This is a genomic window from Arenibacter arenosicollis (assembly GCF_014397245.1).
GTDB classification, from domain to species: domain Bacteria; phylum Bacteroidota; class Bacteroidia; order Flavobacteriales; family Flavobacteriaceae; genus Arenibacter; species Arenibacter arenosicollis.
This window is the reverse complement of record NZ_JACLHY010000006.1, coordinates 208,196-222,382: the sequence shown is the minus strand read 5'-3', so window position 1 is coordinate 222,382 and position 14,187 is coordinate 208,196. Positions and strand designations below refer to the sequence as shown.

Genomic DNA, 14,187 nt, shown 5'->3' with positions numbered 1-14,187 from the left:
ATAGAAGTTTTTAGGTGGCCATGGCGACGGGGCCCACCCCTTACCATTCCGAACAGGGAAGTTAAGCCCGTCTGCGCCGATGGTACTGCTACACCAAGTGGGAGAGTAGGCCGCCGCCTTTTTTTGATGTCCCTTCATCGCAAGATGGAGGGACTTTTTTTTTGCTCCATATCCGACAAAAGGGCACGCCCTGGGCGCGATCCGTTCCTGCACCCCCCTCTAATGCGTTTTACTTGTAGTTGTAGACGGTCATTAATTTATACATCAAAAAATCGGTACATCGTTGCATTGATTCATTGGTACATTGATAAAGTGAACAATTGGTACATCGATCTATTGCCACAGTTCCAAATCGGCCCATATTCAAATCAACAAATCATCCAATTTCCAAATCACTTAATTGGTACATCGCTACATTAATTAATCAACCATAAGTGGGTTTGTCCAACTTTAATTATTGGATAAATAGTGTTTGAAAATACATATAATAAAATCTTATTCGATTACGAGTTAATGCTTAATGGGACTTTTGTAAATGACTTCATAAAGTTACGAAAACCTTTTCGTAGTTCAAATGCCCATTATTCGGGGACTTGGTTAATAAGTGCTCTATTCCATCTCACTGCCGATATTGGAGTTTTATAACTTATAGTTATATATTTAGGGTTTGGGACTACGGTTTCAAGTAACTTAAGCTTCAATTTTATGAAAACTCCATTGTTTTTAAGTGGGTTATTGCTGATTTTTATTTCATGCGGCGATCATCCATCCAAGGAAACTGCGACCACGACTAACGAATTCATCAAAATAAAGGATTTTCTACCATTCACTGAGCTCCAATTGGATGACCTATCCTTGTTTAATGTGGAAACTGATAATTGGAAAATTGTTGGCGATGTTTATGTGGATAGATCAAAGGACAAGATTTTGACATCTTCTCCAGGAAAAGGAATTTTAGCCAACATTCCGGAGGGAGACACTAAAAATGGTCACATCTTCACAATTTTTGACCATGGGGATATCGAGATTGAACTGGATGTTATGATGCCCCTCAACTCTAATTCAGGAATTTATTTTCTGGGTAGATATGAAGTGCAATTATTGGATAGCTGGGGAGTAATGGAGCCAACTTATGCAGATATGGGTGGCATTTATCAAAGTTCAGATTTTAATGAAGATGGTGGTTACCAGGGGAACCCCCCAAGAACAAACGCTTCGAAATCTCCAGGACTTTGGCAACATTTTAAAATTCTGTTCCATGCACCTAGGTTTAATAATGCGGGTGAGAAAATACAGAATGCCATTTTTCAGGAGGTATGGCTGAACGGGGTATTGATTCAGGAAAATGTGGAGGTAACTGGTCCTACAAGGGCTTCTGCCTTTGATGATGAAAAAGCTAGAGGGCCATTAATGATTCAAGGAGATCACGGTCCCGTGGCTCTAAAGAATATCATGTATAAAAAGTATGAAGATAGAAAGCTGACCTTGTCCGATATGTATATGACAGAATACGAAAGTAATTCTGATACAATTGCAGGTTTGGATACCCTTACGGTTATTGGAGAGAAAAATGTGGATAGTATCTCTGCCAATATGGTAACTGGAAATAGGGTTACAAGAATTCTAAGTTATAAGGGGCAAATGGATGTTCCAAACTCAGGAAACTACCTCTTCAATATTGGTTTAAATCACGGCGGTGCCTTACTGTTGATCGGCAATGATACCGTGGTTAATCTAAATGGAAAGTTCGATTTGGATACCCCTGGCATAGGTGAAATTATGTTAGAAAAGGGGAAAGTACCTTTTACCTTTATTTATAACAAGAATTATCCGTGGTTTACAGGTTTTAGTATTACGGCTGAGGGCCCAGAAATGCAAAAAATTCCCCTACATGCAAAGAACTCTTTAAGTTCAGCTAAAAAGAGGTCGGATAATGATATACTCATTACAGTGGAAGACGGGACTGTTACCCAACGTGGATATATGATGCATGGTGAAGAAAAAAGGACACACTGTATTGCGGTTGGGAGTCCTGACCGTATAAATTATTCATACGATTTAAGTAGAGGAGCTATACTACAGGTATGGCAAGGCGATTTTCTTGATGTTACCCAGATGTGGCATCTTAGAGGTACTAATCAGTTGGCGGAACCAAAGGGATTTTCAGTATCCTTTCATGGAGATCCAGATTTTATGAGTTTGGAGAATAAGGATATGGTTTGGCCAGATAGCATTCCGTCCAACATAAGGTTTAAGCCATTGGGTTATGAAATGCGTAACAATGGATTACCGGTTTTTTTACATCAAGAAGAAGGGACTACTATTAGCAATTCATTTAAAACCTCCAAGGACGGACGGGGACTTGAGCGTACCATCAGCATTAAGGGCAATGGGGACATCTGGCATAAAATTGCCGAAGGGGAATCCATTAAACAATTGGAGGATGGTACATTCATTGTCAACGATGAAAGTTATTTTATCGATTTATCCGGAAATAGTGACTTAGATCCTTTAATCCGTCAATCCAATGGAAAGGATGAATTACTTCTAAAAATACCCGCGGGCAGTGGGAACATTACATACAATATTATTTGGTAACCCAAAACAACCAATTATGCAGATTTTAAGAAAGGCAGTTTTCTTTGTATTCCTTTTGGGAACAGTACAAGGTACATTTGGACAGGAAAGTTCGGAAATGGCCAAAAAGGAAGCGGAATATTATAAAATAGTGGATGTGCCCATTCCAAAGGATGTTGTATTGGAAGTAGGAGGATTGGCGTTTACGGATGACGATAAATTGGGGGTGTCTACCAGAAGGGGTGAGGTATGGTTAATAGATAAGCCATATAGTTTAAACCCAGTTTATAAAAGATATGCGCACGGGATGCACGAGACTTTGGGCTTGGCCTATAAGGACAATGGTTTCTATCTTTCCCAACGTGGAGAACTTACTAGATTGGATGACAGAAACGGGGATGGAAAGGCCGATAGTTATAAGACCGTATATACATGGCCTTTGTCCGGGAATTACCACGACTATTCTTATGGTCCGTTAATTTTGCCTAATGGGGATATGTTGGTCACTTTAAATTTATCCTGGATCGGCCATGGTGCTAGTTTGGTAAAATGGAGGGGATGGATGTTAAAAATAACACCTGAAGGGGAAATGACCCCTATTGCAACCGGCTTAAGGTCTCCTGCGGGATTTAATATGAATTCTGAAGGTGACTATTTCTATACCGAAAATCAAGGGGATTGGGTAGGTTCTGGAAGGATGACCCATTTGGAAGTGGGTGATTTTGCTGGTAATCCGGAAGGTTTAAGATGGACAGATGATCCGCAATCACCCCTAAAATTGAAACAGGAGGAAATCGAAAAGCAATCGGGCTTAAGTCTTTATGAATATGCTAAAAAGGTACCAGCTCTTAAAGCTCCGGCCATTTGGTTTCCGCATACCATTCAGGGGATTTCTACATCCGATATTCTATATGATACTACCCATGGAAAATTCGGACCCTTTGAAGGCCAGATGTTTATTGGAGACCAGGGACATAGTAAGATTATGCGGGTATTTATGGAAAAGGTCAATGGGGTGTACCAAGGCGCTTCCTTTTTATTTCGAGAGGGTTTTTCCTCAGGAATATTGCGTATGATCTGGGGTAGGGATTCCAGTATGTTTGTGGGTATGACCAGTAGGGGATGGGCCTCCACGGGAAAAGCCCCATATGGTCTGCAAAGATTGGAATGGACGGGGAAAGTACCTTTTGAAATTAAAACGATGAAAGCGTTGGATGATGGATTTCAATTGGAATTTACTGAACCTGTCAATAAAAAGTTGGCCAGTGATGTGGCTAGCTATCAAATGAAAAGCTTTACCTATAAATATCATAATGACTATGGTAGCCCTATAACGGAAGAACAACCGGTTATGGTACACAAAGCAGAGGTTTCTCCAGATGGATTATCTGTGAAATTAACTTTGCATGGTATGAGGTTGGGCTTTATTCACGAGATTAAAATCCCAGACCTTACGTCCGGGACTGGTAAGAAACTACTACATGACACTGGTTACTATACTTTGAATGAAGTCCCTGGTGGAGTGTTGAAGTCCCCGCAAATGACAGGTATGGTCAAATCAGGTAAAAACATTGTTCAACCCAAAAGAATTACAAAAATGCCTAGTGATTGGAATAATAAAACCGATCAAAAAATAATGATAGGTACCAAACCGGGTTTGAAGTATGATGTTGAGCAGGTACAAGTTAAAAGAGGAGCTAAGGTAGAGCTCACTTTTAATAATAACGACGATATGATGCACAATCTGGTAATTACCCAGAAAGGTAAGGAGTCGGTGGATAAGGTGGGGCAAATGGCCTTAATGTTGGGATTGGACGGTCCGGACTATAATTATGTGCCGGATACAGATTTAGTGCTGTATCATACGGCTATTATGCAACCGGAAACAGCTGAAAAAATCTATGTTAAAATGCCTGATGAGCCAGGTGAATATTGGATAGTATGTACCTTTCCAGGGCATTCTTCGATAATGCGGGCTAAACTAATTGTGCAGTAGATTTTTGTTTCTACTCCAAGGGTATTAAACTTTGTACAAAATAAACTTAAATTTTGTATTCAAAAATACATAAGTGGTATTGTGATAAATAGTTGACGGATTAATTGGAAACATTTGATTAATTTTATAAAATGTTATCCATTGAGGAAAAACTAAATACCCTTTCGCATGCCCTGGGAATTCTTTTAGGGCTTATAGGCTTTATTGCTTTAATTGAATATGCGGGGGAGCAAACTTCTTACGGCACCTTTTCAATTATTGTTTACAGCTTTACCATTCTATTATTGTTTACGGTGTCAACCTTATATCATCGTGTTAGGAATCCGAATTGGAAAAGTAAATTGAGGATCTTAGATCACATTAGTATTTATTTTTTAATTGCCGGAACCTATACACCGGTTGCCTTGATTTTGTTGGAAAAAGGCAATGGATGGTTAATCTTTTATACAGTTTGGGGAATAGCTGCCGCGGGTACCGTCATGAAATTATTCTATACAGGGAAATATGAGTTTATTTCACTTCTGCTTTATTTGGCAATGGGCTGGTTGATTATATTGGATTTTGGCAATGTACTTTCCCAGACAACTTTTTATGGACTGTTTGCCCTATTTTTAGGGGGTGCTTTTTATACTGTAGGAATTGTTTTTTACGCTTTTGAAAAAATTCCCTACAACCATTTCATTTGGCATCTCTTTGTTTTGGCCGGCGCCATTAGTCATTGGTTTTTTATATTTTTTGATGTGGTTTAAGACTGTATAATGTCTTCATACTCATTATAGAATTCTTCAAAGGCGGACATGTGGTCCTTTAAAAATACCATAGTCTCCTGCCAGGTATTTTTGTTGTGTATGGATACATTTTCCAAGCTCACGGATACCCTTGAAATTTCCTTTCCATTATCAAGAATAACCGTATCTTCAAATAGGGCTTTAGGTAGATGTTCTTCTAATAAAATCGACCTAAGAGACATCAATTTTTCCCATACTTCCAACCGTTTTTCCAGATCCTGGCTTTCAATATCCATTGAGACCATTGCACTTTTTAAATCAAAATGAAATTTAAAGGAGAAATCCTTAATACCGGTATTATATAAAATCCATTTTCTGGGAAAGGATTTTCCAAAGGAAATCCAGAAATCCTGGCGTAATTTTTTTGCTTCTTCCTTGCTGAACATCTGCTTGGGACTTTGATTTGATTTGAATTCATTAAAAAAGGCATAATTTAAGTAATTTAAATAGTATTGTCCTCTTTTGTGAATGAATTGTCGGGGCCTATTCCATGTTCGGGACCACGTTTTTCATGCTTATTTCGCCCCCATCACTTGGCAGTGAAATCAATTTGCCTCCTGGAGGCCAAGCGTATTTCGTAGCCACACCGCTAATATATCCGTAGGCTAGGATAATACCGCCCTTATAAGTTCCCCAATAGTTATTGTAATGGTCGTGACCGGAAAACACCGCTTCCATATTTCCCACATCCAAGAAGGTGTTGTACACCGATCCATCATCTTCTTCGTAATAAACCTTTTCCTCGCTAAATCCATATTTCTTTATGGTATCATCGTCCTGTAAGTATTGAAATTCGATCAAGGGAATATGGAAGATAGAAATTGCCCTAACCTTTTCTTTGTATTTATCCATAGTGTTGACAGATTTGTCCCTGTACCATTTAAGTTGATCTTCCTTAATGGATCTGTATCCTTTTTCGGAACCAGAGTCGAAACCAAAGATTTGCCACACCGGTTTTTCTTCACCTTTAACAGTAACATCTACTACATAATCATATTTTTCTTTCCACTTATTATTCACCGGATGCTTGCCTAAAACACCCCATTCAGATTCTGCAAAAACCATGGCTATATCGGCCCTCCCGAATCCTCCTTCCGGATCGTGATTGCCAAAAGCAAACAACCAAGGCCTCTCCAAGCTGTCGAAAAAGTTGACAGCGTAGGCTGCCAACAATGTGCCATGTGGCTTATTGCCGTCAAAAAGATCGCCTGTAATGGCAATCATATCCGGGTCGTAGGTATCCACTAATTTTTTTATTCTTCTACAGGTTTCCAAGTCTCTTTTCCATTTACCTTCATGAGTACTGCCCAAATGAAGATCCGTAACTTGTAGGATGGTGATTGGGGAGGAGGTAGATCTGTCTATTTGGATATTAAAATGATCTTGGCCCACTTGGTGTATGGTGCGTTGCCCTCTAACAATGTAACTATTTAATATAAGAAGGAATATAAAGCCTGTAGTTTGAAGTTTTTTATTGATCATGTCATTGGATTTGAAAATGTTTACTGATGGGTATTGTCGTTAATTTTTAAGTACGCACCATAAAATTGCCTTGGCAATATACTTCATCATAAAACTTATGATATCGTAATTCTTAGCCATTTCCCACTATTTCTTACCCTTGTAGAAAGACCTGATTATTAGTAAGATGAATGATGAAAGATTGAGGGATGGACGCAAAATTGGAATTCCCTGGAATTATGGACCAAATCACAAAAATAGCTTTCGACATTTATTAAGGTTGGTACCTAACCAAGATGTTTACAACATATAGGCAATTGAAATTCCCAATATAATGACCACCAATTTGCGTAAGTTAAACTTATGTGCCTCCGAACTTTCGAACAAAATAACAGTTGAAATATGAAGGAAGACACCAATAACCAAAGCGTTTAGTAAAACGGCATATGCGTGGATAAACTCATAATTGGCAGCAATATAAGTGCCAATAGGGGTCATCAGGGAAAAAAGCACAATAAAAAATATGGCGGACTGCAACTTAATTTTAGAGTTGAGCAGGAATATACTAAGAATGATGGCAATAGGAATTTTATGGATTAATATTCCATATAAAATGGTGCTGTGATTTTCTATTGGCAATCCTTCAAGAAGCGAATGTATGCATAGGCTTATAAAAAGCATCCAAGGGAAATCCGATTTTTCAGGATCTAAATGTACATGGCCATGCTCCGCCCCTTTGGAAAAAAATTCAAGAAAAATCTGGAGTAGTATCCCCAACATAATAAATACTCCGACCGTTTTTGGTTCTGCACTACCATAAACTTCAGGAAACAATTCAAATACAGTTAAAGCCAGTAAAAAAGCTCCACTAAAGGCCAGAAGTAGTTTAAAGACTTCCTTGTTTTTTGGTTTGGTGAAGTATACAAATATAAAGCTTAGCAAAACGCCAAGAATGGGTAATAAATATTTCATTAAGGATTAATTCTGGTATTGTACAAAATTACCATATTGGCTAATAAGGGCTAAAATTAACGTATTTTTGCGGTAATCTTAAAGGTAGATATGAACAAAAATTTTAAAATGGTGGCCAAGACCATGTTTGGTTTTGAGGAAATTTTAGCCAAGGAATTGCGAAACCTCGGTGCGGGCAATGTTGAAGAAGGGGTTAGGAGTGTATTTTTTGAAGGGGATACCGGTTTTATGTACAAAGCAAATCTTTGTTTGCGAACAGCAATTAAAATTGTCAAACCTATCCATTCGTTTCGTGTTCGGGATGAGAACGATCTTTATAAAAAAATCTATGCCATGGATTGGTTCGATTATCTTTCGACCTCCACGACTTTTGCCATAGACGCCACGGTGAATAGTGAAAATTTCACACATTCCCTATATGTATCCCAAAAGACTAAAGATGCCATAGTGGATAAATTCAGGGATACGGATGGTAGTAGGCCAGATGTAGATATTAAATTTCCAGATGTTAGGATCAATATCCATATTCAAAATGATCAATGTAATGTGGCATTGGATTCCTCTGGCAGGTCTTTGCACCAAAGGGGATATAGGACTGCTACCAATATTGCACCCATAAATGAGGTTTTGGCAGCCGGACTTTTGTTATTAAGCGGATGGGATGGACAATGTGATTTTTTGGATCCCATGTGCGGTAGTGGAACCATGCTGACAGAAGCGGCCATGATTGCATGTAATATTCCAGCCAACATTAATAGAAAGGAATTTGCTTTTGAGAAATGGCATGATTTTGATGCCGAACTTTTCGAAAAAATTGTAGATAGCAGTCTAAATAGGACAAGGGAGTTTAATCATAAAATAATTGGATATGATAAGGCACCGTCTGCTGTTAGAAAAGCTCAGGATAACGTGGTAAACGCTAATCTATCCGATTATATAACGATTGAAAGGAAGAACTTTTTTGATACTGAGAAATTTACGGAAGGGCATTTGCATATGGTTTTTAACCCGCCCTATGGTGAACGATTGGACATTGAAATGGAGGATTTTTATGCCGACATTGGAAATACCTTGAAGAGGAATTATCCTGGAACCGATGCGTGGTTTATCACTTCCAACTTGGAGGCTTTAAAATTTGTTGGTCTACGTCCATCAAGAAAAATAAAGGTATTTAATAGTCATTTGGAATCGCGCTTGGTAAAATACGTGATGTACGAAGGAAGTAAGAAAGCCAAGTTTAATAAGGCGGAATAGCCTATAATTTAACAATATCGGAAGCGTGAAACCAAAACATAAAGTCCTTATCTATAATTTTCTAGGCTTCGCTATTTTATTTGTGGTGGGCAGATTATTGCTTGGTATGTTACTATCGCTAGACACACTTGTCTTAGCGGTTATAGCGGCAATAATTGCAAGTTTAATGGCACCCAAATATGTGGTTGTCAAATCCAATAAAGGCGACAAAATAATGATGAAATGGATTTTTATTAAAGGTTTCCGGGAACTTTAGGGCCTTGCTGTCCCGGTTTCTTTTGTGCGGGCTTTTCTTCCTTTTCCTTAATTTTCTTGGCTTTCTTATAGAGCGGTATAAAATAGGTGATGGAATAATTGTAGCCAACGCCAAAATTGCTTCCATCGGTAACTTTATTGAATCCTGGAATCCATAAATTTCTAAAATTTTCAGGATCTTTATTGCTGACCAAGAAGCCAATCCGGACACTAGCTCCCAAATAAATATTGGCGAATAGCTCTGCTTTTAGGCCCAACACGGCCTCTAGCCAACTGGCACTTAATCCGCTAAATTCTTGGGAAACATCTGAACCAAAAGGGAAGTCGTTCACGGTATTGGGGTCAGGATTGTTCTGATAATCCGGATCGTTCCAATATCGGTTGGTATCATAAATTTGATAATTATTCAAGGTTTGACTAAAAGTACTGTAAGCATAGCGGCCTCCCACGTGAATTGAGTTGTTCATGCCGTACCAATTGCCATAGGTGTTATAATCCACACCAAGTTTTAAGTAACTCCCGGAAGTCGTGAAATTGTAGAGATCTTCCTGTTTGGTATTTTTTTCGTTTCCCAGTTCTGCGGCCACATAAAGTTTATTCGTAATCCTGTAATCGCCAACTATTTCAAGTCCAGTATAATCATCATTCAGAAAAGAAATCAAGGGGCGGCTAAGATCTATCCCCACCCTAATTCCGTAAGGATCTGTATGGGCTACCGTGTCTTTTGGCTGCAGATCAATTGGTTTACTTTGCGAGTATCCAAATACAATCGCTAGAAATATAAAACTATTAATGAAATATTTTAACATGGGCCGCTGTTGAGTTTTCTACCAATGGGGTTACAATTTCTATATCCTTTATCCAGTTATCGGTTTCCATTTTTAAATCGCTACCTAAAGTTTCAAAATTGGCAATATAACCACAGGCCCTGGAAATAAATTTATCCTTTCTGGTGTAATTGAAGTATAAGGTGTCCAAATCTCCCGCTTCTAATGAATCAACATCGGCAGAGTTTTTAATGAAATAAAAACCTGTACTGTTTTCGGTAACTTTTAATGGAATGGCAATAGAATCCAAATCGGTTCTATCCGCAACAGTGGTTACGGTCGTGTTCTGACCAACTCCCACAATTCTAAATTTAGTTACTTTTTTTAATACGGCGGGGTTGTCCACATCATAAAATCTAATCACCATTAATGGGGTATCCCCATCCACACAGATATCATCTTTTTCGCAGGCTCCAAAGCTGATAAATGCAATTATGAAAAGTATTGGAATATAGACTTTCTTCATGTTTGGTTGGATTATTTAATCCGTTTTTTCAAAAGTACAACATTTTCAACATGATGGGTTTGCGGAAACATATCCACTGGTTGCACCTTCATTATTTCATAATCCTCCTTCATTAATTCCAAATCCCTTGCTTGTGTTGCACTATTGCAACTAACATAGACAACCTTTTCAGGGGCTATGGTCAAAATTTGCTGCACAACTGCGGCATGCATGCCATCTCTTGGAGGGTCGGTTATAATAAGGTCGGGTTTCCCGTGTTCCTTAATAAAACTTGGATTAAAGACGTTCTTCATATCCCCTACAAAGAAATCTACATTATCTATTTTATTTCTTTCGGCATTGGCTTTGGCATCGGCAATGGCTTCAGGAACGGCCTCTATGCCTACGACTTTTTTGGCTTTTTTAGCCACAAATTGGGCAATGGTGCCTGTACCTGTGTAAAGATCATAAACCAATTCATTTCCGGTAAGTCCGGCGAAATCCCTGGTTATCTTGTAAAGTTCATAGGCCTGGTCCGAGTTGGTTTGATAAAATGACTTGGCATTTATTTTAAACTTTAGCCCTTCCATTTCCTCAAATATGTGGTCGCGACCAGAATGACATATGATTTCTTGGTCATATATGGTGTCATTTTGTTTTTGATTGATGACATATAATAAGGAGGTAATCTCTGGAAAGGTTGTTGCTAAATGGTTCATCAACAATTCCCGCTTTTCGAAGTCGTCCTCGTAAAACTGGACCATAACCATAATTTCACCAATAGAGGAAGTACGGATCATCACTGTTCGGAGCATGCCCCATTGATTTCTAGGATTAAAGAAAGTAAGCCCGTTCTTAATAGCAAAATCCTTTATTTCCAATCTAATGGCATTGGAGGGATCTTCTTGTAAATGACATTTTTTGATGTCCAATATTTTATCCCACATCCCAGGAATATGAAATCCCAAAGCATTTTTATCTTCAATTTCCTTACCCGAGTTTATTTCTTCCAAGGTCAACCACCTACTGTCCGAAAAGGAAAATTCCATCTTGTTCCTATAGAAGTACTGTTTTTGGGATCCCAAGATGGTATTTGTTTTGGGTAATTCCAAATGCCCAATCCTTCGTAGATTATTCTCAACCTCTTTTTGTTTATAGAATAGCTGGTGCTCATAGCCCATATCTTGCCACTTACAGCCGCCGCAAACTCCAAAATGTTCACATACTGGAGTGGTCCTTTTGTCCGAAAAAGTATGGAATTTAGTGGCGATTCCTTCAAAATAGGCCTTTCTTTTTTTAGTGGTTTCAACGTCCACAACATCCCCTGGTACGGTATTGGTCAAGAAAATTACCCTACCATCGGGTGCCTTGCCAATAGTTTTACCTTTGGCTCCAGCATCCACCACTTCTACATTTTCAAAAACTTGTCTAGTATTCTTTCTACGCATGGCGCAAAAATAGGAGAATTTTTTAGGATTTATGGTGCTTTTTAACACAGTCTTATTTGTATTTATTAGATTCGTTTTGACTATGGTGAAAATGAAATGGGAATTGCCATTTAAAATTGTTTGGTCCATAGCTGATAGTGTACCTTTTAAAAGTTAGAGGGAGTGGATGGGTAATCCTTGAGAAATAATTGAATATCACTATTTTTAAATCCTAAAAAATTAGTTACAATGAGAAAATTGTTTTTTTGTCTCCTCATGATAGGTTTTTTCTCTGGACAAGCGCAGCAGGGCAAGTTCAGGAAAAAGATAAAAACTAATAAACCTAATGTTCTGTTTATAATAGCGGATGATCTAACAGCTACTGCAGTCTCGTCCTATGAGAATCGAGCCTCGCGCACACCCAATATAGATCAATTGGCAGCTGAAGGTACCAAGTATACTAGGGCTTACACTCAATACCCGGTCTGTGGCCCTTCTAGGGCCTCCCTAATGTTTGGCTACTATCCCAACGCTACAAATACTTATGGCTACGTAAGTGGCCGGGATAATGTGGGCCCTTCGCGTAAGTCACTTTCACAATTATTTAAGGATAACGGCTATTATACTGCACGGGTGAGCAAAATTTATCATATGGGGGTGCCTATAGATATAGAAACGGGTTCCAATGGTCAGGATGACGAGGCCTCGTGGACCGAACGCTTTAACAGTCAGGGGCCGGAATGGACCGCCGAGGGGGAGGCTGAATTGGTTCAAAACAATCCTTTTGGACTGAAGCCTAGAAAGGGCGGTAACGTAATGACTATCGTAAAGGCGGACGGAGATGATTTGGTGCATTCCGATGGAAAAACAGCCGAAAAAGCTATTGAACTTATTAAAGAGCACAAAAATAATCCGTTCTTTTTGGCGGTAGGACTTGTAAGGCCCCACGTACCTTTTGTTGCGCCCCGAAAGTATTTTGAAACTTATCCACATGAGCAAATGGTATTGCCTCCTATGGTTGAAAATGATTGGGACGACATTCCCGCCCGTGGAATAAACTACGTCACCAGCGTTAATGGTGAAATGTCAGAAGAACAGGAGAAAAAGGCGGTAGCTGGGTACTACGCTTCAGTATCCTATATGGATTCACAGGTAGGAAGAATATTAAAGACTTTAAAGGAAGAAGGATTGGATGAAAATACCATTGTTGTTTTTACTTCAGATCATGGTTTCCATTTGGGGGAGCATCGTTTTTGGATGAAAGTAAGCCTTCATGAGGAATCGGTTCGGGTTCCTTTGGTAATAAAGGTACCAGGAAAGGCACCGGCAGTTTGTAGTTCCTTTTCTGAACTGTTGGACCTATATCCCACACTGGCCGAATTGGCTGGGATCAAGGCTTCCGATCAGTTACAGGGTAAAAGTCTTGTGAAAACTTTGGACGACCCCAGTTTGGAAGTAAGGGATTATGCCTTTTCCGTAAGCCAAGGAGGAAAGTCCTTTTTGTTACGCAACCATAAATGGGCATATATACAATACGATGAAGACGCAGGAGCTGGAATGGAACTCTTTGATATGGAGCATGATGCCAAACAGTATAATAATTTGGCGCATAACCCTGCTTATGGTGATGTGGTTAAGGAAATGCAAAAGATTTTAGGGGAAAAATTACAGGAAATTAGAACCAATGATTTGGGTATCCAATATGGATCGCAATAGTGTATTTATCAATTGATTCTGGACAAAATAAAGGGAGGAGTGCTTCAATTCTACCAAATATATGCTTTATTAAAATGAATGTGATTCTTACTTATCGCAAATTGGTGTTTGTTGTGTTATGTATGGCCAATGCTAATTTTAGTAGTGCTCAAAGCATTAAGATCCTTCCTGGAAAAATTGATGCCATAAAAGTGGATGCAACGGTTTCTCCAAACGAAATCCTTGGTACATCTATATTTCAAATTCCAAATTATTTTATTTGGGGAGCCCGTGCAATTAAGGGTGAAGACGGTATGCCCCAATATCTGTACGCTGCAGGTGCAGTGGGAAATGTAAACTCAAAAAATGATGGCAGTTCTTTTAATGTACAGTTTCCATTGGAGGTTGTTATGGAATAATACGAGAATTATTAATCCAATCAGATATAAAAACCATATCATCCGCGAATTAGCGCCGATTTAAAAGTAAA

12 protein-coding genes and 1 rRNA gene are annotated in these 14,187 nt (G+C 38.8%); 7 read left to right on the top strand and 6 right to left on the bottom strand.

The window, feature by feature from the left end; genetic code table 11:
- Positions 1–10 precede the first annotated feature (10 nt).
- The 4 genes from rrf to trhA all read left to right on the top strand — a co-directional run bounded on the left by rrf (position 11) and on the right by trhA (position 5,322).
- Positions 11–122, top strand: a 5S ribosomal RNA gene (gene rrf / locus H4O18_RS08785).
- Between the two features lie 583 nt (positions 123–705).
- On the top strand, positions 706–2,598 hold the full coding sequence (locus H4O18_RS08780) for a 3-keto-disaccharide hydrolase (protein WP_187583571.1): 1,893 nt from the start codon (positions 706–708) through the stop codon (positions 2,596–2,598).
- A 16-nt stretch (positions 2,599–2,614) separates the two neighbouring features.
- Positions 2,615–4,573, top strand: coding sequence for a plastocyanin/azurin family copper-binding protein (locus H4O18_RS08775; RefSeq protein ID WP_187583569.1), 1,959 nt, complete (start codon positions 2,615–2,617; stop codon positions 4,571–4,573).
- 131 nt (positions 4,574–4,704) lie between these two features.
- Positions 4,705–5,322, top strand: coding sequence for a PAQR family membrane homeostasis protein TrhA (trhA, locus tag H4O18_RS08770; RefSeq protein WP_187583567.1), 618 nt, complete (start codon positions 4,705–4,707; stop codon positions 5,320–5,322).
- On the opposite strand, the gene H4O18_RS08765 is transcribed toward trhA, so the two are convergent.
- From H4O18_RS08765 to H4O18_RS08755, 3 genes are all read right to left on the bottom strand, one after another.
- Positions 5,319–5,747 (bottom strand): DUF4268 domain-containing protein, encoded by a 429-nt coding sequence (locus H4O18_RS08765; RefSeq protein WP_187583555.1) that lies wholly within the window; start codon positions 5,745–5,747, stop codon positions 5,319–5,321. The genes trhA and H4O18_RS08765 overlap by 4 nt on opposite strands.
- Before the next feature lie 97 nt (positions 5,748–5,844).
- Positions 5,845–6,843, bottom strand: coding sequence for a metallophosphoesterase (locus H4O18_RS08760; RefSeq protein WP_187583553.1), 999 nt, complete (start codon positions 6,841–6,843; stop codon positions 5,845–5,847).
- Positions 6,844–7,122: 279 nt separating this feature from the next.
- Positions 7,123–7,794, bottom strand: a complete 672-nt coding sequence (locus tag H4O18_RS08755; RefSeq protein WP_187583551.1) for a ZIP family metal transporter — start codon at positions 7,792–7,794, stop codon at positions 7,123–7,125.
- 90 nt (positions 7,795–7,884) lie between these two features.
- On the opposite strand from H4O18_RS08755, the gene H4O18_RS08750 reads away from it, so the two are divergent.
- Positions 7,885–9,048, top strand: a complete 1,164-nt coding sequence (locus H4O18_RS08750) for a THUMP domain-containing class I SAM-dependent RNA methyltransferase (RefSeq protein ID WP_187583542.1) — start codon at positions 7,885–7,887, stop codon at positions 9,046–9,048.
- Between the two features lie 233 nt (positions 9,049–9,281).
- On the opposite strand, the gene H4O18_RS08745 is transcribed toward H4O18_RS08750, so the two are convergent.
- Genes H4O18_RS08745 through rlmD form a run of 3 tightly spaced genes read right to left on the bottom strand, consistent with a single transcriptional unit; the run spans position 9,282 to position 12,023 of the window.
- Positions 9,282–10,112, bottom strand: coding sequence for a DUF6048 family protein (locus H4O18_RS08745; protein WP_187583540.1), 831 nt, complete (start codon positions 10,110–10,112; stop codon positions 9,282–9,284).
- Positions 10,093–10,596, bottom strand: coding sequence for a DUF6452 family protein (locus H4O18_RS08740; protein ID WP_187583538.1), 504 nt, complete (start codon positions 10,594–10,596; stop codon positions 10,093–10,095). The genes H4O18_RS08745 and H4O18_RS08740 overlap by 20 nt, the downstream gene beginning before the upstream one ends.
- 11 nt (positions 10,597–10,607) lie before the next feature.
- Complete coding sequence (gene rlmD, locus H4O18_RS08735) at positions 10,608–12,023, bottom strand: 23S rRNA (uracil(1939)-C(5))-methyltransferase RlmD (RefSeq protein WP_187583592.1); 1,416 nt, start codon at positions 12,021–12,023, stop codon at positions 10,608–10,610.
- Positions 12,024–12,251: 228 nt separating this feature from the next.
- On the opposite strand from rlmD, the gene H4O18_RS08730 reads away from it, so the two are divergent.
- On the top strand, positions 12,252–13,718 hold the full coding sequence (locus H4O18_RS08730; protein ID WP_222942374.1) for a sulfatase: 1,467 nt from the start codon (positions 12,252–12,254) through the stop codon (positions 13,716–13,718).
- A gap of 74 nt (positions 13,719–13,792) precedes the next feature.
- Positions 13,793–14,116, top strand: a complete 324-nt coding sequence (locus H4O18_RS08725; RefSeq protein ID WP_187583536.1) for a hypothetical protein — start codon at positions 13,793–13,795, stop codon at positions 14,114–14,116.
- Positions 14,117–14,187: the final 71 nt, after the last annotated feature.

Bases quoted from the DNA above. Each gene is read 5' to 3' on its own strand.
- H4O18_RS08780 (WP_187583571.1), top strand. From the start codon at position 706: ATGAAAACTCCATTGTTTTTAAGTGGGTTATTGCTGATTTTTATTTCA.
- H4O18_RS08730 (WP_222942374.1), top strand. From the start codon at position 12,252: ATGAGAAAATTGTTTTTTTGTCTCCTCATGATAGGTTTTTTCTCTGGA.
- H4O18_RS08725 (WP_187583536.1), top strand. From the start codon at position 13,793: ATGAATGTGATTCTTACTTATCGCAAATTGGTGTTTGTTGTGTTATGT.
- H4O18_RS08740 (WP_187583538.1), bottom strand. From the start codon at position 10,596: ATGAAGAAAGTCTATATTCCAATACTTTTCATAATTGCATTTATCAGC.
- H4O18_RS08760 (WP_187583553.1), bottom strand. From the start codon at position 6,843: ATGATCAATAAAAAACTTCAAACTACAGGCTTTATATTCCTTCTTATA.
- rlmD (WP_187583592.1), bottom strand. From the start codon at position 12,023: ATGCGTAGAAAGAATACTAGACAAGTTTTTGAAAATGTAGAAGTGGTG.
- H4O18_RS08745 (WP_187583540.1), bottom strand. From the start codon at position 10,112: ATGTTAAAATATTTCATTAATAGTTTTATATTTCTAGCGATTGTATTT.
- H4O18_RS08755 (WP_187583551.1), bottom strand. From the start codon at position 7,794: ATGAAATATTTATTACCCATTCTTGGCGTTTTGCTAAGCTTTATATTT.
- trhA (WP_187583567.1), top strand. From the start codon at position 4,705: ATGTTATCCATTGAGGAAAAACTAAATACCCTTTCGCATGCCCTGGGA.
- H4O18_RS08765 (WP_187583555.1), bottom strand. From the start codon at position 5,747: ATGTTCAGCAAGGAAGAAGCAAAAAAATTACGCCAGGATTTCTGGATT.
- H4O18_RS08775 (WP_187583569.1), top strand. From the start codon at position 2,615: ATGCAGATTTTAAGAAAGGCAGTTTTCTTTGTATTCCTTTTGGGAACA.
- H4O18_RS08750 (WP_187583542.1), top strand. From the start codon at position 7,885: ATGAACAAAAATTTTAAAATGGTGGCCAAGACCATGTTTGGTTTTGAG.